Raw genomic sequence first — 19,037 nt, forward strand, 5'->3', positions numbered from 1 at the left:
AATGCCGCAACTGACCGTCTGCCCGTCCTGTGCCGAACGGCTTGAGCCCGAGGACAAGTTCTGCGGCAACTGCGGTACGAACCTCGCCGCCGCGGCGGTCGCCCGCAAGCCCTGGGAGCCGCCCTCCGACACCGACGGCGGCCTCGTCGCACCCCGTAGCGGGGAACCGGCCGCCGAGACGGCCGCCCGCGGCCCGCACGGCCCGGCGACGGGGTACGGCCCGCCGCCGCCCCGCCAGGAGTCGGACGCGGCGCCCGGTGACTACGGACTCGCGCCGCCCGAGCGGTCCGCGCCCGCCGCCCCGGACCGGGCGCCGCGACCGGACCACTCGGCACCGGGCGTGGTGCCGCGGGCGGGAGCCACCGATCCGCGCGAGGTGCTGCTGGCCGAGGGGGGATCCCCGGCACGGATGTGCGTGGCCTGCGGCACCGGCAGCGTTGACCCCGACGGCTACTGCGAGCACTGCGGGCACGCGCAGCCGCGCGAACGCGACCACATGGAGCAGGAGTTGCCCGGGGTCGCGGCGGTGACCGACCGCGGGCTGCGGCACCACCGCAACGAGGACGCCTTCGCGCTCTCCGCGGTCGCCCTGCCGGACGGCGGCTCCGCGGTGGTCGCGGTGGTCTGCGACGGGGTGTCGTCCGCGGCCCGCCCGGACGAGGCGTCGGCCGCCGCGGCCCGGGCGGCCAACGCCTCGCTGCGTGTCTCGCTGACGGGCGGTGCGGCGCCACGGGAGGCGATGCACGAGGCGCTGCTCACCGCGGCCGAGTCGGTCAACGCCCTCGCCAACGACCATGATCCGGACCCGGCGGCGAACGCCCCCGCGTGTACCTGCGTGAGCGCCGTGACCACCGGTGATCTGCTCACCGTCGGCTGGATCGGCGACAGCCGGGCGTACTGGATCCCGGACGACCGCATGGGCGAGCGGCCCGCCCGGCTCACCGAGGACGACTCCTGGGCGGCCCGGATGGTCGAGGCCGGTCTGATGTCCGAGGCCGAGGCGTACGCGGATGTCAGGGCGCACGCGATCACCGGCTGGCTCGGCGCGGACGCGGTGGAACTCGACCCGCACACCGCCTCGTTCCAGCCCGACCGGCCGGGCGTGGTGGTGGTGTGCACCGACGGGCTGTGGAACTACGCGGAGTCCGCCGCCGAGTTGGCCGCCGTCGTACCGGTCGACGCACGCGACCATCCGCTGCGCTGCGCGCAGACCCTGGTCGGGGTGGCGCTCGACGGCGGCGGCCACGACAACATCACGGTCGCGGTACTGCCGTTCCCCACGCCGCAACCCGGCTGACCGCGGGGTGAGCCCCACTTCCGCACAACGCCGCACTCCGAGGCGCCACTTGCTGACAAAAAGGGTCAAGGAGCCCGTCGATGGCCAACTTTTCGAAGTCGCATGTCCCGCAGTTCACCGCCGAGGTCTACCAGAACGAATACCTGCCGGAAGGCGCCGGTGAGGTCAACGCGATCGTGACGGTGACGTCCACCGGCGGCGGCACCACCGGCGGCCGCCCGGGAGCCGGTGCTTCCAGCGCCGCCGTGGTGATCATGGTGGACTGCTCGGGGTCGATGGACTACCCGCCGACCAAGATGCGCAACGCCCGGGAGGCCACGGCCGCCGCGATCGACACGATCCGCGACGGTGTGGCGTTCGCGGTGGTCGCGGGCACCCACAAGGCCGAGGAGGTCTACCCCGGCAACGGGCGCACGGCGATCGCCGATCCGGCCACCCGCGAGCAGGCCAAGCAGGCGCTGCGCAAGCTCAAGCCCAGCGGCGGCACCGCGATCGGCACCTGGCTACGGCTCGCCGACCGGTTGCTGTCCTCGGCCGATGTGGCGATACGCCACGGCATCCTGCTGACCGACGGCCGCAACGAGCACGAGACGCCGGAGGAGTTGCGGGCCGCACTGGACGGCTGCGCCGGGCGCTTCACCTGTGACTGCCGTGGTGTCGGCACCGACTGGGAGGTCAAGGAGGTCACCGGGATCGCCTCGGCGCTGCTCGGCACCGCCGACATCGTGGCCGATCCGTCCGGTCTCGAAGCGGACTTCCGTCAGATGATGGAGACCGCGATGGGCAAGGAGGTCGCGGACGTCAGCCTGCGCCTGTGGACTCCGCAGGGCACCCGGATCAAGTACGTGAAGCAGGTAGCGCCCACGGTGGAGGAGTTGACCGACCGCCGGGTCGAGGCGGGGCCGCGGGCCGGGGACTATCCGACCGGTTCCTGGGGGGACGAGTCGCGCGACTACCACGTCTGCGTGGAGGTGCCGGCCGCCGGGGTCGGCCAGGAGATGCTGGCGGCGCGAGTGTCCCTGGTCCTGCCGTCCGCGGACGGCGGCGCCCCGGAGGTGCTGAGCCAGGGCCTGGTGCGCGCGGTGTGGACCGACGACATGGCCGCCTCCACCAAGATCAACGCGCAGGTGGCGCACTACACCGGCCAGGCCGAACTGGCCCAGGTGATCCAACAGGGCCTGGAAGCACGCAAGGCGGGCGATCTCGACACGGCCACCTCCAAACTCGGGCGTGCGGTGCAACTCGCCGCGGAATCCGGCAATGAGGACACCGCGAAGCTGCTGGCCAAGGTGGTGGACGTGGTCGACGTGGCGACGGGTACTGTGCGGCTGAAGCAGAAGGTCGCGGACGCCGACGAGATGACGTTGGAGACGCGTTCCACAAAGACCGTTCGAGTGAAGAAGTAGGCACCTGGGCACACTTGGGTGCGATGGGAGGGGGACTCGACCACATGCCGACCTGTCCTAACGGGCACCAGTCGCCGAGCGACGACTGGTGCGAGGTGTGCGGGCTGCGCATGTCCGCGCCTGCGGCCGGTCCCGGTGTGCCCACGCCCGTCCCCGCCGGCGCCGCCCCGGCCGACCCGGACGCGACGATGGCCGCCGAGCACTGCCCGAGCTGCGGCACGCTGCGCGAGGGGCAGGCGGCGTTCTGCGAGGAGTGCCGTTACAACTTCCTCAGCCACACCGCCTCCTCGTTCCCGCCGCCACCCCCGCCGTCGTACGTCCAGCCCAACTACCCGCCGCCGTACGAGCGGACCAGCTCGCGCCCCTCGCAGATGAACCGGCCAGCGGAACCGCTGTCGCCGCACGCCACGATCTCCGGCGAGGTCGAACAGGGCACTGACGACGGCGACTTCCTGCTGTCGCCGCCGAGCGGTGGCAGTGGTTCCGCCGCCGCGGCGCCCGAACCGCCGGTGCGGCAGGAGCAGTCCGCGCTGCCGGGGCAACAGGGCGTGCCGGCGGATCCGACGACCGCCACCTGGACGGCGATCGTGGCCGCTGACCGCGAGTACTTCACGGCGATGATGGCGCGCAGCGAGGCCGACGGCACGGGACTGTACTTCCCCACCTACTCGCCGGAGCAGTACGTTCCGCTGACCAGCTCCCAGGTCACCATAGGCCGCCGCAGGCACAGCACCGGCGAGGCGCCGGACATCGACCTGTCCCGTCCCCCGGAGGACCCCGGCGTCTCCCACAAGCACGCCGTACTGGTCCGCAAACCGGACGGCGGCTGGTCGGTTGTCGACCAGAACTCCACCAACGGCACCACGCTGAACGGCGGCGCCGACCCGATCACCCCGTACCAGCCGGTTGACCTGACGGACGGCGACCGGGTGCACGTGGGAGCCTGGACGACGATCACGCTGCGCAGGGGGTGACACCTGAGGGGCCGCACCCCCGCCCCCTACCTCAGCGGCCAGACGTTCGGCCCGTCGGGGGCGTCAAGCCACGCCCACTGGCGCGAGCCGGAAACCGTCACCCCGAACCGCTCCCGCCGGGCGAACCGCTCCCGCCGCCAGAGGCGGTAGCTGTCCTCGACCACCGCCCACAGATCGCGCGGTCCGGCGACCAGCACGGTGCCGTCCCGCTGGGCGCGAACCGTGGAGCCGTCCGGTGCGGTGATCGCCGCGCCGCGACCGCCGAAGGCCCAGCTGATCTCCAACTCCCCCGCCGCCAGCGCCAGTACGAACCGGAACGCGTCGTCGTCCAGCACCGCGGGCGGCACATGGGTGGCACGCGCCCGCTCGTCCCCCCGCACCGGCGCGGGCGCCGGGTGCGGCGGGGCGCCGGGGCCGCGCAGCGCGACGAAGTACGCGGGAGTGCTCAGGAAGCGCCCCTCGGCGTGCGTGGCGTCGGTGACCCGCAGCGCGGCCAGCCCGTCCGCGATCGGTGCCAGCACCATGCCGCCCGGTCGGCACTGCCGCAGCCAGGCCTCGGGCACCGAGGCCAGTTCGCAGGTTGCCATGATCCGGTCGAAAGGTGCCCGCTCGTGGCAGCCCAGCGCGCCGTCCCCGGTGAGCACCGTGACCCTGCCGCGTCCGTCAGGCCCCGGCGCGAATCCGACGGCGGCCAGGTGGTCGCGGGCGGCGGCGGTGATCTCCTCGTCGAGGTCGACGGTGGTGACGGCGGAGCCGCCGAGACGGTGTGCGAGCAGCGCCGCGTTGTAGCCGGTCCCGGTACCGATCTCCAGTACCGTCTGCCCCTCCCGCATCTCCAGTGCCTCCAGCATCGCGGCCATCAGCGACGGTTGGCTGCTGGAGGAGACCAGTGCGCCCTCGCGGACCCTGGTGACCAGCGGTATGTCCTCGTACGCCCCGGCGAGCCAGCGTGCCCTGCGGCGCGGATCGGGATCGTCCGCGGCCAGCCGGTCCCAGCCCCGCCCGCCGGGGTACGGGCGGTAGTAGTACGGCACGAAGACGTGCCGCGGCACCCGCTCGAACGCGGCGCGCCATGCCGGGTCACGCAGCGTACCGGCGTCCATGATCCGCCGTACCAGCCGCGCCCGCAGCAGGCCGGCGGTACGCGCCCAACGGTCCGAGTCCACGCTTCCACTGTGGTACCGGTGGACCTACGACCCAAGTCGTCCGCCGCGCCATCTGCGACCATGGAGGGACGCCGCGATTCGGAAAGCGATGGCAAGGAAGGTTTCAGTGACCGAGATCCCGCGCGGAACGGTACAGCAACAGACGTTCTTCGAGGCCGTCGGCGGTGAGCCGACCTTCCGCCGCTTGGTGCACCGCTTCTACCAGGGGGTGGCGGAGGACCCGATCCTGCGCCCGATGTACCCCGAGGAGGACCTCGGCCCGGCGGAGGAGCGCCTCGCGCTGTTCCTCATGCAGTACTGGGGCGGCCCCCGCACCTACAGCGAGAACCGCGGCCACCCCCGGCTGCGGATGCGGCACGTCCCGTTCCAGGTCAATCGCGCCGCGCATGACGCCTGGCTCGCCCACATGCGGACGGCCGTGGACGAGCTGGGGCTCGCCGACGAGTATGAGCGCCAGCTGTGGGACTACCTGGTCTACGCCGCGGCATCCATGATCAACACCCCCGGCTGACGCCGGAGTCTGGATCGCTTCTTTTTGACTGGGGGCAGATGTCCCCACGCGCGGTGCCCAGCAGCGCGGCGCGGTGCAGGTCGCGGGTGGCCGGGGACCGCGTCGGCGGCCCCTGCGCCGGAGCCGCAAATTCCGCTAAACCGGGCTGACCGTCAGCCCCAGGCCGGAGGCGCGCCGGACCACGGCCGAGCCGTAGGCCGTACCGAGCCGCAGCCAAGGGCCGGAGGCGAAAAGCGCCGGGCCCTCGGCGGGCGCACCTCCCGCGACGCCGGCGGAGACCCGTACCGGCCGCAGAAAGCCCAGCGCATGCGCGGCGTGCACCGCCCGCAGCGGCAACGCCGTATCCCCGAGGGGCCGGGCCCAGATCTCCGCGGCGAGCGCATCGAGCTCGCCGCGAGTCCGCTTGTCGGACTCCAACGCCTCGGTGCGCGCCCGGAATTCGGCGATGACCCGGGCCGCGGCCTGCCGCAACTGCTCCGCGTCGAGTTCGGCGACCCGTCGCCAACCACCGCGCGGCGGCAGCACACCGGCCCAGGACGGACCGGTCACTCCCGGCGGCACGGCCGCCACGGCGGCCGACTCGTCGATTCCGTCCAGCAGTTGGCCCGCCGAAACCGTCACGTCGAAGTCACACGGCTCGGCAAGCGCCCCGGTCCGCACCGCCAGTACACCGCCGAACGGCGGCTGGCCGAAGACCGCGAGCGCCAGGCCCGCCGCCTGGAGCCGCACCACCGCGGACTTGTCCCAGCGCACCAGCCGGACCAGGAAGGCGGCGAGGTCCGCCGCCTCCCCGGTGTCGGCCAGTCGCACATGGTTGGGCAGCGCCGTCATACCGCGACGGCCTCCTCCGTCCGCTCGCCCTCACGGAAGGCCTCAAGAAACGCACGCTCCTCGGCCGTGACGCGGCGCGGCCGCCCCTCGGCGAGGTTGTACGGGACGACGACCGTCGTCGCCCGTACGTACACGTGGTTCTCGTCCTTGACCTCATACGAGTAGTGCACCGAGGCCGCGCTGATCTTCGTCACCCAGGTCTCCACGGTCACCGGCTCGTACCGGTGGACCAGCGGACGCAGGTAGTCGATCTCATGCCGGGCCACCACGGACCCCCCGGCGAAGGAGTCACTCCCCTCGCCGGGCGCCACGCGGAACGTGAGATCGATCCGCGCCTCCTCCAAGTAGCGGATGAAGACCGCGTTGTTGACATGGCCGAAGGCGTCCATGTCCGACCAGCGCAGCGGGCAACGGTAGATGTGACGGGCCATCTCCCTTCTCCGCCCCTCAGCCCCGGGTGAGCTTCTTGTAGGTGGCACGGTGCGGACGCGCCGCCTCCGCGCCAAGCCGCTCGATCTTGTTCTTCTCGTACGACTCGAAGTTGCCCTCGAACCAGAACCACTTGGAGTTGCCCTCGTAGGCGAGGATGTGGGTGGCGATCCGGTCCAGGAACCAGCGGTCGTGGGAGACGACCACGGCGCAGCCGGGGAAGTCCAGCAGCGCGTTCTCCAGCGAGGAGAGCGTCTCGACGTCCAGGTCGTTGGTCGGCTCGTCAAGCAGCAGCAGGTTGCCGCCCTGCTTGAGGGTGAGCGCCAGGTTCAGCCGGTTGCGCTCACCGCCGGACAGCACGCCCGCGGGCTTCTGCTGGTCCGGGCCCTTGAAACCGAACGCCGACACATAGGCGCGGGACGGCATCTCGACCTGGCCGACGTTGATGTAGTCCAGCTCGTCGGAGACGACGGCCCACAGCGTCTTCTTCGGGTCGATGTTGGCGCGGGTCTGGTCGACGTACGAGATCTTGACCGTCTCGCCGACCTTGATCTCGCCGGAGTCCGGGTTCTCCAGGCCCTGGATCATCTTGAACAGCGTGGTCTTGCCCGCGCCGTTCGGACCGATGACGCCGACGATGCCGTTGCGCGGCAGCGTGAACGACAGGTCGTCGATGAGCACCTTCTCGCCGAACGCCTTGGAGAGGCTGTTCACCTCGACCACGACGTTGCCCAGCCGCGGGCCCGGCGGGATCTGGATCTCCTCGAAGTCCAGCTTCCGCATCTTGTCGGCCTCGGCGGCCATCTCCTCGTAACGGGCCAGTCGCGCCTTGGACTTGGCCTGCCGCCCCTTGGCGTTGGAGCGCACCCAGTCCAGCTCCTCCTTGAGGCGCTTCTGCCGCTTGGCGTCCTTCTGGCCCTCGACCTTGAGGCGGGACGCCTTCTTCTCCAGGTACGTGGAGTAGTTGCCCTCGTACGGGTGGGCGCGGCCGCGGTCGAGCTCAAGGATCCACTCGGCGACGTTGTCCAGGAAGTACCGGTCGTGGGTGACGGCGACGACGGTACCGGCGTACTTGGCCAGGTGCTGCTCCAGCCACTGCACGGACTCGGCGTCCAGGTGGTTGGTGGGCTCGTCGAGCAGCAGCAGGTCGGGCGCTTCGAGCAGCAGCTTGCAGAGCGCTACCCGGCGCTTCTCACCACCGGAGAGGTTGGTGACCGCCCAGTCGCCCGGCGGGCAGCCCAGGGCGTCCATGGCCTGTTCGAGCTGGGCGTCGAGGTCCCAGGCGTTCGAGTGGTCGAGCTGCTCCTGGAGCTTGCCCATCTCCTCCAGCAACTCGTCGGAGTAGTCGGTGGCCATCTGCTCGGCGATCTCGTTGAACCGGTCGAGCTTGGCCTTGGTCTCGGCCACGCCGTCCTGGACGTTCTCCAGCACGGTCTTGGTCTCGTCCAGCGGCGGCTCCTGGAGCAGCATGCCGACCGAGTAACCGGGCGAGAGGAAGGCATCACCGTTGGAGGGCTGCTCAAGACCGGCCATGATCTTGAGCACTGTCGACTTACCGGCTCCGTTCGGGCCCACGACGCCGATCTTCGCTCCGGGCAGGAAGCTCAGGGTCACATCGTCGAGGATCACCTTGTCGCCGTGCGCCTTACGCGCCTTGCGCATGGTGTAGATGTACTCAGCCAACTTAAAACCGTCCGGCAGATCTGGGAGTGGGCAGATACACCCCATCTTGCCGTACCGGCGGGGCGGGGCGAAAACCCGTTTCCCAGGGCCTGTCACGCAGGCCCCCAGGAGTGGCGCTGCGGGGCATGGGCATCATCGGCGGCCCTGGGTTGTCGTCGGCGCCCCTCGGACGGCCCACAGGCGGCCCGACGCCGAGAAGCTCGCCAGGGCGGGCACTGGCACCCCAGGGCCGCTGGCCTGCTACGGAACCCGATCCGGGTGGTTGAGCGGCGGGGTCGCGGATTGCGGGGCGGGCGACGAAGGCCCCGGCACACCTGGGGTGTGCCGGGGCCTTCGCCTGTCGGTCCGGATTACCGGTCAGTGATCACTGACCGGCCGGGGTCGACTTCCGCTTGCGGAGGAAGAAGACCGTGCCGCCGCCGATCACCACGAGGGCGACGGCCGCACCCGCGATGTACGGGGTGGCGTTGCTGCTACCGGTCTCGGCGAGGTTGCCGCCTCCGGTGCTGGCACCGCCGGTCGAGGACGAGCTCGGAGCCGGGGACGGGGTGCCACTGCCGCCACCTGCGGTCTTGCAGTTGAGGATTCCGCTGAAGGTCTTCGAGAAGCCCTTCGGGCCGGTGATGGTGATCTTGTAGCTCTGGCCTTCCTTCACCGGCACGGTGATGGTCTGCTCCTTGCCCGCGGCCACGGTGTACTGCTTGCCCGCGAGCTGGAAGGTGAAGGCCTCGTCGCCCTTGTTGCTGGCGGTGACGTCCACGCCGCCCTTGGCGCAGTCGACCATGGCGGACAGCGCCGGGATCGCACCCTGCTTGGCCCACGTGGCGCCGGCCTGCGCGCTGACCGTGCTGTCGCTGGAACCGGCCAGGATCTGCACCTGGCTCACCTTGTACTGGCCCACACCGGTGAACACCCGGCCGACCGGGACCTGGGTGGTCGCCTGCACCGTGAGCGAGGCGCTGCCGTCCGACGTACCGGCCGGAACGTTGAAGTACAGCTGGGAACCGTCGGTCGCGGTGGTGACCGGCTTGCCGTTCTTGTCGACCACCTTCACGCCGCTGGGCGCGCCCTGCGGGTTCAGGCTCACCTGCGCGGTCTTGGCGTCGGTGTGCACGGTGACCGGGCCGATGCGGCTGCCGGACTTACCGGAGACGGCGGGCGGCGTGAGGGACAGCGACGCCTGCGGCTCCGGGCTGCTCTGGGCGTTCTTGTAGAGGTAGTCGGCCAGCTTCTCGGCGTCGGGGTTGTTCGCGGTGACCGACGAGGAATCGGTGTTCATGTGGTCCGAGTACCGCCAGATGGCGACCTGGGTACCGGCGGCGGCGAGCTGCGGCGAAAGCGACTGGACGCCCGCCTCCTTCGCCAGCGCGTTGAGGTCGTTCACCTGCGGGTAGGAGTTCTGCAGGATCCACTTGATCTTGCCCGCGTCCGGGTTCTCACCGAGCGAGGAGGCGCTCCAGGCGACTTCCTGGTATTTGGCGCTGTCCTGCGTGGGGTTGTGGATGTCGATGCAGTACGTCTGGAGCGAGCCGCCACCGTCGACCGACATCTCGAACAGACCGGCACCGACCCGCTGGTCGTGGCCGTTCTCGTGAATGGTGGCCGAGTCGTAGGTCTTCAGATTGCCGAGCGTGGCGGTGGCACCGCCGGCAGCCGGGGCGGAACCGTCGGCGACCGCCGACCCGGCGCCGATGATCGAACCAGCGGCTACCAGGCCGGATGCCAGCACGGCGGCGGCAAGGCGGGCGGTACGCCGCCTCCCTACAGTGAACATGGATTTCCCCTCCGGGCGAGACAGAGGTGTTGACGGGGCCGTCTCGCCAGCCAGATCCGATCCCCCGTGGCTACCCGACGGATCCTAGGAAGCAACCGCACCAGCACCACCGCTAATCCCAGCCGATAACCGATCCGAATCTGAATCGTTATGCGAATCACGCATGATCCTGGAATTATCGATAAATCCGCCGGATAACTTCACCTCAGCTATTTACCGCGAATTACGGAGAATAGCTCACAAATTCCACGTGACCACCTTCAATGCTTTATCTGCTGACGAACGGCGCGGAAGCGGATCTACGATGACGATCTGGACGATCAGAACGGCGCCAACTCCAGCTGCGCGGCGTCGGTTTGCGACGCTTCCCTCGGTTGCGCCCCGCCCTTGGATGTCTCGGCCCTTTCGAGATGGGCCTGTTCAGCTCCTGACTGCTGGGGCTCCGATCGCTTCGCTTCCGCCGCCTCGGGTTCCGTGGCCGGATCCGCTCCTCGTTCCGCTGACGACTGGCGGGACTTGACCACGCGTCGGAACGCCGACGTTCCCCTGGAGAGGTCGTGGCCGACCGTCACCGCGTCGATGTCCGCCGACACATAGCTCTGCCCCCTGTCCTCCCGCTCCCGCACCCGTAGCCGCCCTTGGACGACCAGGGGTTCGCCGACCCCCACCGACGCCGCCACGTTCTCGCCCAACGACCGCCAGGCCCAGACCGTGTAGAAGTTGGTGTGCCCGTCGGTCCACCGCTCCCCCGCGCGGTCATAGCGCCGCTCCGTCGCCGCCAGCCGGAACCGCGTCACCGCCGCGCCCGTCGCCGTCATCTTCAACTCCGGCCGGGTGGCCACGTTTCCGACCACCGTCACCAGCGTCTCGCCCATGCTCATGGCCGAGTCCTCCCCGTTGTCCGCTTCCTCTTCCGAGTGGTTGGGAACAGCGTGCACCCGGCGGAAGGGGCCTGCGGCGAGCGAGCCGAAATCTGTGGAGTACCGGCTGATTGTGGATAACTCGCCCACCCGAACGGGTCGTTCACCGCCCCCCGCCGAGCGTCAAGCACCCCGTTCCGCCAAACGGCAAGCCCCCTCTCCCGCCAGGCGGAAATCCGGTCAGCGCCCCGCCACCACCCCGTACCGCTCCCGGACCTCGCGGTACCGCAGCAGTTCGGCGGACATCGCCTCCAGCACCAGCGCCTGGCCGCACTCGGCCGCCGCGGCCCGCAACCGCGCTTCCGTGCACCGCCCGAAGCGCCGTGCGGCTCCCCGTCCACCGACCCGGCACAGCCAAGCCAGTACCGGCCCGCCCAACGCGCCAACCGCCAGCGCCAGCAACGGAATCCACGGCGGAATCCCGGCCGCCCATACCGCGCACGCCACGAGCCCCAGCGTCCCGGCCACCGCCAGCACCAGTAGCGTCCGCTGCGCCAAGGCGGCCATGGACCACCACCACGGACGCTCCAATTCCGCTTCCTCCGCCCGAGCCACCGCCTCGTCCAGCGCTTCGGGCAGGTCCCGGGCCCCCCGTTGCGCGGCCTCGCACACCGCCAGCGCCCATGGCTCCGGCAGCCCGTCCGCCGCCGCGTCGGCCACCTCCCGTACCGCCTCCGCCACCACCGGGCGTGCCGCCAGCAGCGGCTCGTCCAGCGGGCCGGCGGTGTCGGCAACCGGGCCGCGGTGCCGTGCCAACAGCCGCGACCACGGCACTCCGCAGATCCTTGCCGCGGCCGTGTGCCACTCCTGTTCGGCCGCCTGCCCAAGCGCCGACGCGCCGACCGCGTCCGCCAGTCGGTCGGCGAACGCCTCCCACGCCGCGTCCGTCAACCCCACGGCACGGTCACCGACGTACACCGGCCGCAGCCGCGCCGCCGCACGGTCGACGTCCGCCGCCAACCGCCGGTTGGCGGCGCCGCGTTCGGCGACGAGCTGCCCGATCGCGGCCCGTACCTCCGCGATGCCCTCCCCGGTGAGCGCCGAGGCGGCCAGCACGACCGCGCCCGCCTCGCCGTGCTCGCCCACCGCGATGCCGTCCTCGTCCAGCAGCCTGCGCAGGTCGTCCAGCACCTGCTCGGCGGCGTACGCCGGGAGCCGGTCCACCTGGTTAAGCACCACAAGGGTGACGTCGGCGTGTCCGGCCATCGGCCGCAGATAGCGCTCGTGCAGCACGGCGTCCGCGTACTTCTCCGGGTCCAGCACCCACACCACCACGTCCACCAGCTCCAACAGCCGGTCCACCTGGTGCCGGTGGCCGAACGCGGCCGAGTCGTGATCAGGGAGGTCGAGAAGTACCAGGCCCTCCATGGCGTCGCTGCCCGCGCCGTCCATCCCCAGCCGGGTGTGCACTCCATCCAGCAGGCTGCGGCGCGCGAAGCGGGTTTCGTGCGGGATGCCCAGACGGTCGAGCAGCGGTTCTGCGCCGTGTGCGTCCCAAACATAGGCAAGGGGTGAAGCTGTGGTCGGCCGACGCACCCCGACCTCGGCCAGTTCCAGCCCGGTCAGGGCGTTGAACAGTGAGGACTTGCCGCTTCCGGTGGCTCCGGCGAGGGCTACGACGGTATGGCTGAGGGAGAGCCTGCGCCGCTCGGCCACCCGGTCGAGCAGCACCCCCGCGTCGGCCAGCGCCTCCGCCTCGACCCGGCTGCGGGACAGTCCCAGCAGCTCACCCAGCGCGTCGACCCGCTGCTGCAACAGGTCGCCGGAGTTCCCCACGGCCGCTCGCACAGTGCTCAACTCACCTTCCGCAGTACCGAGAACGTGGCGATCAGGGCGGACTGCTGGCGCGCCGACACCTCCAGGTCGTCGAGCGGAGCGAGCCGCCTTTCGCGTTCTGACCGCAGCAACCCGTCCACCATGGCGTCGAGTTCGTCCGCCGCGCGGTCGCGCAGCCGCAACGCGGCCAGTGCGCCCAGCCGTTCGGCAAGCCGCTCTCCGGCACTGCGGCCACGCCGTCCGCCCAGCAACGCCACACCGAGCAGCGCGGCGATGTCCTCGGGGTCGAACGGCGCCCGCTCGCCGTCCCGGGCGAACCGCGCCTCCTCGTACGCGAGATCGGTGAGCGCGGTGCACCACCGCTCCACCGCCCCGGAGATACGTTCCGCCAAGCCGTCCTCCCCGTCGTCACACGACACGGGGTAGACCACCTCGGCCGGGTCCAGCCGCCACCGTCGCGCCGCGGCCTCGTCGGCCTGGTCAACCGCGGTACGCAGCAACGCGGCACACCCGTCGGCCAACGCGTACCGCAACTCCTCGGGGCCGCAGGCCGGGTACCCGCGCCAGCGGGCGAGCGCCGCACCGCACAGCACGTCGCCGCGCGCCACGGACTCGGTGACCCGTTCGGCGGCGCCACGGTACGCCGCGGCCACATGGCCGGTGAGCCGTACGACGGCCGCGTGCTGCGCCGCCGACGCCCCGGCCAGCGCGGGCATCCGGCGGCGCAGCGAGTTCAGCACTCCCCTGGCGGTACGGCGGGCCGCCGCGTCACGGGCGAGGGAGTCCTCCGCGCAGTACCGCAGCCACTCCCGCAACTCGTGCACGGCCGTGCGCGGCAACAGCCCGCCGCCGTCGGCCGATTCGGGGAGTTCGGGGACCGTGAACCGGGGCACGTCGCCGAGCCCGGCCTTCGTCAGCAGCGCCGCGTAGTGCCGTGAGACCTCGTCCGCGATCTGGTGCGGCACCCGGTCGAGCACGGTGACCAGTGCCACGTCGTACTCCTTGGCGGAGCGCAGCAGGTGCCAGGGCAGCGCGTCCGCGTAACGGGCGGCGGTGGTGACGAGGACCCAGATGTCGGCCGCGCAGATGAGTTGGCCGGCGAGTTCGCGGTTGCCGGTGACGAGGGAGTCGACGTCGGGCGCGTCGAGGAGCGCCAGCCCCGGCGGCAGTGCGTCGGCGGTCTCCAGCCGCAGGCACGGCTGCCCGGCGGCGCGCCGCCCCTCGCGTAGCGCCTCACGGCGCCGGGGATCCGGCTCCCAACAGTCCTGCCGGGGCAGGCCCGCGACGCACTCCCGCGTGAATCCCGGCAGAATCCGCGGTTCGGCGAACCATTCGCGGTCCCGCGGATGGCATACGAGTACCGGTGTGCGGGTGGTAGGCCGCAGCACCCCCGCCTCGCTCACCCGCCGCCCCACCAGCGAATTGACCAGCGTTGACTTTCCGGCCCCGGTCGATCCCCCGATCACCGCGAGCAGCGGCGCCTGCGGCGCGCGCAACCGCGGCATCAGGTAGTCGTCCAGCTGCGCCAGCAGCTCCTGCCGGTCCCGCCGAGCCCGCGGCGCGCCCGGCAGCGGCAACGGAAATCGCGCGGCGTCGACGTGGTCGCGCATCACCGACAGCGCTTCGATCAGTCCAGGCCGTACGTCGAGGATCGCCACACGTGAAGAATGCCCAATTTTGTCCTCTTTTTGAAGCGTGTCTTGCCCCTGTCCGCCCCCTTCGACCCGCCCAGCCGAGCCCTGACACACCGGTGGCTCCTGGGGCGCCGGCATAACGAGTGCACAACACCCGCCACGGGAGACGTCAAAAACGCTGCGAAATTCGGACTAGCCTGCGATTATCAGATCGCTTCACTGAACCTACACAACGTGTCGTGGACGTGAAGCAACCGGCATGAGGTCCGCAGCCCTCTATCCTTGTCCCCGGCAAGGTCACGGAACCACCGAGCCCGCCAGTACCACGGCCCGCACGGTCGGAACCGCAGGCACACCGGGGACGGACACAGCCGCGGCCGCAGCCCGGCCCCCGTAGCTCAGTGGATAGAGCAGGCGCCTTCTAAGCGCTTGGCCGCAGGTTCGAGTCCTGCCGGGGGCACTCCGATCACTGACCGTGTTTTCGCAGGTCAGGGCGGCCATCTGCCCTACCGGTGCCCTTACCGACAGGTGCGATGAACCGCATGGTGCGATTTGAAGATCAATCCGCCTTGGGGTGCATTACCGCAGGTGAGCGCGCGCAGCAACGGTGGATCCGCCCTTCTGCCACCGCCGCAGGTTCGAGTCATAGGGGGTAACTGGAGCTAGCGCCTCGTCACGCTCTGCGGTCAACCCTGCTCATACGGGTTCGTCGTCCCGCGGATGGGGGTCCGACCCGTGTGAGTCAGCTTCTCCGGATGCCGGACTGGCCTCGTTCCCGGCGCTCGGCTCTGGCACAGCCGCCCGCCCCGAATGCTCGGCGACCCAGGTCAGCACATCGCGCATCGCAGCGGCCTGCTGCAGAGCCAACGCCTCCGCTTCTGCCCTATCTTTCTGAGCCTCGATCACGCAGATCTCAAATCTGAAGGCCAGCGGACGCCTTCCGGAAGCATCGGCCGCAACGTCCTCGGATTCGCTGGCGACGTGTTCAGTACCCACGTACCACAGGCTCTCGCAAGAGCCACCCCCCTACTGGAAATCAAGGCGCAGGCGACACATACGGATGACCCAGAACCCATCGGTGAGGTCATCGGTCACGCTGGTACACCGGGTGACGTGACCGACGGTGATGGCCAGCCGGGAGCTTCTCGTCGGTCAGCCACTCCAGGGCGTGGCGACGCCCTTCCAAAGTTCGCCTGCCGTAGGCGCGCCAACAGTGAGCAGCAGCGGGCGATCTGACCATCTGGGTGGCCCAGCCTGAAGGTGAGGAACTGGCTGGGCTTGTAAGGTCATCCCGGTTGATGCCTGCGTAAAGATCTGGCCCCGGCGAGAGAGACATCATCCCCCCACGGAGCTGATACCCCCCGACCAGTCAACTGAAGGTGAGGACCTCTTGCCAAAGGCAGCCTTCTCGCTTGGTCACTGGCGCCGCGCGCCGCAGCTGAACCGCTGCGAGGCGACGCCGAAGGAACTTCCACCGCAGCGACGCGGATGACGAGGGCGCGCTGCCCGGCGACTACCGCAAGATCCAGGCGATCGTGCGGGAGGCCGAGGGCCCGGTGCGGGTCAGGGCGGTCGGCGAGCGGCCGGGTCTGGACGCCTCGGTGCGCGGCAAGCTGGAACCTTTGCGGGCGAAGATGACCAAGCTCGCCGACCGCGGCTGGCTGCACAAGCGGGGCGACGGGCGGTTCACGACACGTCCGTAGTCGCGCGGGCTGTGCCCGTAACTGACGGTCCCCCGACGACAGTTGAGTTTGGTGTGAAGGAAAACAACGGTCTCGCCGAGGGCCCTGACGGCCTTGTTTACACCGCCCGCTTGCCGCTGTCGAGCGCGACCTTGAACTATATCGCCGACCTGATGCGCGGTCGCCTGAAGAAGATCCGCTCGCGGTGGCGGGCGCTGCCCGCGGGGAAGATCGCCGGCATCGTGCTGGCGGTGCTGCGCTGTGACCATCGGCCCGGCGATCTGGCCGACGGGAACGGAGTGCACCGCACCACCGTGAGCCGGTGGGTGCGCGAAGTCGTCGGCCTGCTGGCCACCCGAGCCCCGCGCCTGGACCGCGCGTTGAGGAAGATCGCCCGAAAGGGCGGCGGCATGATCCTGCTGGACGGCTCCCTCATACACACCCGCCGTCGCACCGGAGCGGACAACCGGCCGAACTACTCGGGCAAACACAAATGCCATGGCCTGCTCGTGATCGCGCTCACCGACGACCGCGGTCGACTGGTACGGATCTCCGCGGTTCGGCCCGGACGCACATCCGAGGTCACCGCCTGCCGACACGACAAGCTCACCGCCCACCTGCGGGCCGCCGGGCTCGGCGCCATCGCCGACCTGGGGTTCATCGGCCTCGACGACGGTCCTCCTGACGCCGACCCAGCGGTGATCACCGGCTACAAGGCGGCCCGGAACCGACCCCTGACCCGCGGCCAGAAGCTGTCCAACAAGGCACTGGCCGCGGTGCGGGCCCCGGTTGAGCACGGCTTCGCCTATCTGAAGAATTCGCCTATCTGAAGAACTGGAGAGTTCTCGGCGAGGTCCGCACGGATCCGAGGTGGGCGACCACGCTGGTGCGGGCCCTGCTGGTGCTTACGAACCGGGAGGTGGCCCGCTGACGAATGATCTAGTCGGTGGACTACCGCTCCGGACCTGCCCGAGCTTCCTGATGCCTACCCACACCAGGCCGTCTGACGTGCAGTTTTCATTACGCACGGGTCTCATTGGGGCCTCGCTCACGCGAGGTCCCACGACGGGATCAGACGGTGAGGACGAGCTTGCCCTGGAGGTGACCGGCGTCGAGCAGCCGGTGCGCGTCGGCGACGCGCTCGAACGGGAACGTCTCCTGCACGTGGACCCGGAGCCTGCCCTGTTCGACAAGTTCGACGAGACCTCGCAGTGCGACTGGATCGGGGTCGACCGCGATGCCGCTGAAGCGCATGCCGGCCGCCTCGTACTTGGCGGTGAGCTCCGCATCCTCCTCGGCGACCGCCGTCACCAGGTGACCGCCTGGGCGGAGCACTTCGAGCGACCGCTCGACGGTGTCGCCGCCGATGGTGTCGAGCACGACGTCGATGTCGCGGACTGCCTCGGTGAAGTCGGCCGCCGTGTAGTCGATCACCTCGTCGGCGCCGAACCCCTCGACGAAATTCCGCTTGCTCCCGCTGGCGGTCGCGATCACGTGCGCGCCGAGCGATTTCGCGATCTGGATCGCGACGTGGCCGACCCCGCCACCACCGCCGTGGACCAGGACGCGGTCGCCCTCGGTCACGCCGCCGAGGTCGACGAGGCCCTGCCACGCCGTCAGCCCGACGATCGGCAGCGCCGACGCCTCGACGTGCGAGAGCGACGCCGGCTTGCGTGCCAGGTGCAAAGCCGGCGCCGACACGACCTCGGCGTACGCGCTCGCCGCCCGCGGGAACAGCGGCATCCCGAACACCTCGTCGCCGGGCCTGAACCGCCACGTCCCCGGCGCCTCTTCGACCACGCCGCTGATGTCCCAGCCGAGGGTGAACGGCGGCCGGCCGATCAGCGGGAACTCGCCGGCGCGCAGGCGCGCCTCCAGCGGGTTCAGCCCGATCGCCTTGACGCGGACGAGAACCTCGGTCGGGCGGGGCCGGGGCTCGGGCGCGTCCACGATGGTGAGCACCTCGGGACCGCCGAGCGTCTGCTGGGTGATGACTCGCATGACTCTCCTGGCTTTGAAGGGGGGAGAGAACCCAGGCTAGGTTTCCGATAGGAACCAGCAGGTACCTTTGGCGCCATGAGCGGTTTCGGTCCCGGTGATCCCTTTCTCGCGGACTGTCCGGCGCGTCTGGCGGTCGAGCTCATCGCCGACAAGTGGACGGTGGTCGTGCTCTACGGCCTCAGCAAGGGCCCGGTGCGCCATGGCGAGCTGATCGAGCTGATCGGCGGCATCTCCCGCAAGATGCTCACCCAGACGCTCCGACGGCTCGACGCACACGGACTCGTCCGCCGCCACGCCTACGCCGAGGTGCCGCCCCGCGTCGAGTACGAGCTCACCCCGCTCGGGGCGACGCTGATCGATCCGATCCACATGCTGACCGAGTGGGCGAGGGCGAACGGCGACGCAGTGCTCGATGCGATCGACGCCGATCCCGAGCCGGTCACCCATAGCGACTGAGGCCCCCGCTAGGTGTTCTGAGTATCCTCTCGGCCGCTACTCGGTATCGGCCCGGCCGCGCTCGGTCTGCAGGCTCTCGATTACCGGAGCGACAGCCCCGGCGTCGGCCCGGGCCTGCTCGGCCAGGCGGTTCAACACCCGCTCCGCGATCGCCAGTTCATCCCGCTCGGCCTGGACCTCCAGGAGTTTCTTGGCCAACTCCTCGGCGAGGGCATCCAGTTCGCTCCGGCGGGCGGTGATCCACTGCCGCTCCTGCATCCCCCGCGCCCTCCCGCGTTCTCACGGCGTGCCGACCTACGACGTGCCCGCAGCGATGCCAGTGCCGTTACAGGCTGATCTTGTCCGTCTGTTGGGTGTCCCCGGGTGGGGACTTTAGCGCTCGTACCAAGAGCCTTGGGCAGGAATCGGTGAACTGCGGCTGGGGTCGCAGTACCGAACAGCGCTCTGCGGATGCCAGACGGTGCCCGATGGGTAGGGTGCGAGCCAGCGACCAGTTT

General features: G+C 70.4%; 17 protein-coding genes and 1 tRNA gene. 8 read left to right on the plus strand and 10 right to left on the minus strand.

Translation table 11 applies throughout. The features are described from left to right. Position 1: 1 nt before the first annotated feature. The 3 genes from P3G67_RS18870 to P3G67_RS18880 all read left to right on the plus strand — a co-directional run bounded on the left by P3G67_RS18870 (position 2) and on the right by P3G67_RS18880 (position 3,677). Positions 2-1,297, plus strand: a complete 1,296-nt coding sequence (locus P3G67_RS18870) for a protein phosphatase 2C domain-containing protein (RefSeq protein ID WP_276094483.1) — start codon at positions 2-4, stop codon at positions 1,295-1,297. A gap of 80 nt (positions 1,298-1,377) precedes the next feature. After that, positions 1,378-2,703, plus strand: coding sequence for a vWA domain-containing protein (locus P3G67_RS18875; protein WP_276094484.1), 1,326 nt, complete (start codon positions 1,378-1,380; stop codon positions 2,701-2,703). Positions 2,704-2,726: 23 nt separating this feature from the next. Further along, positions 2,727-3,677, plus strand: a complete 951-nt coding sequence (locus tag P3G67_RS18880) for an FHA domain-containing protein (protein ID WP_449343254.1) — start codon at positions 2,727-2,729, stop codon at positions 3,675-3,677. Positions 3,678-3,703: 26 nt separating this feature from the next. Here P3G67_RS18880 and P3G67_RS18885 read toward each other — a convergent pair whose 3' ends face one another. Beyond that, positions 3,704-4,843, minus strand: coding sequence for a methyltransferase domain-containing protein (locus P3G67_RS18885; protein WP_276094485.1), 1,140 nt, complete (start codon positions 4,841-4,843; stop codon positions 3,704-3,706). 106 nt (positions 4,844-4,949) lie between these two features. On the opposite strand from P3G67_RS18885, the gene P3G67_RS18890 reads away from it, so the two are divergent. After that, positions 4,950-5,354, plus strand: coding sequence for a globin (locus P3G67_RS18890; RefSeq protein WP_276094486.1), 405 nt, complete (start codon positions 4,950-4,952; stop codon positions 5,352-5,354). A 135-nt stretch (positions 5,355-5,489) separates the two neighbouring features. On the opposite strand, the gene P3G67_RS18895 is transcribed toward P3G67_RS18890, so the two are convergent. The 7 genes from P3G67_RS18895 to P3G67_RS18925 form a co-directional block, all read right to left on the minus strand. Next, positions 5,490-6,185, minus strand: coding sequence for a hypothetical protein (locus tag P3G67_RS18895; RefSeq protein ID WP_276094487.1), 696 nt, complete (start codon positions 6,183-6,185; stop codon positions 5,490-5,492). Beyond that, positions 6,182-6,616: an acyl-CoA thioesterase gene (locus tag P3G67_RS18900; protein WP_276094488.1), complete on the minus strand. Its 435-nt coding sequence runs from the start codon at positions 6,614-6,616 to the stop codon at positions 6,182-6,184. Before P3G67_RS18900 ends, P3G67_RS18895 begins: the two co-directional genes overlap by 4 nt. 16 nt (positions 6,617-6,632) lie before the next feature. Further along, positions 6,633-8,297 (minus strand): energy-dependent translational throttle protein EttA, encoded by a 1,665-nt coding sequence (gene ettA / locus P3G67_RS18905; RefSeq protein WP_276094489.1) that lies wholly within the window; start codon positions 8,295-8,297, stop codon positions 6,633-6,635. Between the two features lie 364 nt (positions 8,298-8,661). Continuing rightward, positions 8,662-10,071: a Cys-Gln thioester bond-forming surface protein gene (locus P3G67_RS18910; protein ID WP_276094490.1), complete on the minus strand. Its 1,410-nt coding sequence runs from the start codon at positions 10,069-10,071 to the stop codon at positions 8,662-8,664. Between the two features lie 320 nt (positions 10,072-10,391). Continuing rightward, on the minus strand, positions 10,392-10,952 hold the full coding sequence (gene ssb / locus P3G67_RS18915) for a single-stranded DNA-binding protein (protein ID WP_391858292.1): 561 nt from the start codon (positions 10,950-10,952) through the stop codon (positions 10,392-10,394). Positions 10,953-11,171: 219 nt separating this feature from the next. Beyond that, a complete protein-coding gene (locus P3G67_RS18920) occupies positions 11,172-12,779 on the minus strand; it encodes a GTPase (protein ID WP_276094537.1) in 1,608 nt (535 codons plus the stop codon). Between the two features lie 5 nt (positions 12,780-12,784). After that, positions 12,785-14,425, minus strand: a complete 1,641-nt coding sequence (locus P3G67_RS18925; protein WP_276094491.1) for a dynamin family protein — start codon at positions 14,423-14,425, stop codon at positions 12,785-12,787. A gap of 363 nt (positions 14,426-14,788) precedes the next feature. Between P3G67_RS18925 and P3G67_RS18930 the strand changes: the two genes are divergently transcribed. The 3 genes from P3G67_RS18930 to P3G67_RS18940 all read left to right on the plus strand — a co-directional run bounded on the left by P3G67_RS18930 (position 14,789) and on the right by P3G67_RS18940 (position 16,913). Continuing rightward, positions 14,789-14,861 (plus strand) — tRNA-Arg (locus P3G67_RS18930). A gap of 1,075 nt (positions 14,862-15,936) precedes the next feature. Then, positions 15,937-16,104: a hypothetical protein gene (locus P3G67_RS18935; protein WP_276094492.1), complete on the plus strand. Its 168-nt coding sequence runs from the start codon at positions 15,937-15,939 to the stop codon at positions 16,102-16,104. A 53-nt stretch (positions 16,105-16,157) separates the two neighbouring features. Beyond that, positions 16,158-16,913, plus strand: coding sequence for a transposase family protein (locus P3G67_RS18940; RefSeq protein WP_276094493.1), 756 nt, complete (start codon positions 16,158-16,160; stop codon positions 16,911-16,913). A 241-nt stretch (positions 16,914-17,154) separates the two neighbouring features. Here the strand turns inward: P3G67_RS18940 and P3G67_RS18945 are convergent, their stop codons facing one another. Further along, positions 17,155-18,084: an NADP-dependent oxidoreductase gene (locus P3G67_RS18945; protein ID WP_276094494.1), complete on the minus strand. Its 930-nt coding sequence runs from the start codon at positions 18,082-18,084 to the stop codon at positions 17,155-17,157. Positions 18,085-18,159: 75 nt separating this feature from the next. On the opposite strand from P3G67_RS18945, the gene P3G67_RS18950 reads away from it, so the two are divergent. Next, a complete protein-coding gene (locus tag P3G67_RS18950; protein WP_276094495.1) occupies positions 18,160-18,540 on the plus strand; it encodes a winged helix-turn-helix transcriptional regulator in 381 nt (126 codons plus the stop codon). Between the two features lie 36 nt (positions 18,541-18,576). Here the strand turns inward: P3G67_RS18950 and P3G67_RS18955 are convergent, their stop codons facing one another. Further along, positions 18,577-18,798, minus strand: a complete 222-nt coding sequence (locus tag P3G67_RS18955; RefSeq protein ID WP_276094496.1) for a hypothetical protein — start codon at positions 18,796-18,798, stop codon at positions 18,577-18,579. Between the last annotated feature and the right edge of the window lie 239 nt (positions 18,799-19,037).

Source organism: Streptomyces silvisoli, assembly GCF_029269905.1.
Classification (GTDB): domain Bacteria; phylum Actinomycetota; class Actinomycetes; order Streptomycetales; family Streptomycetaceae; genus Streptantibioticus_A; species Streptantibioticus_A silvisoli_A.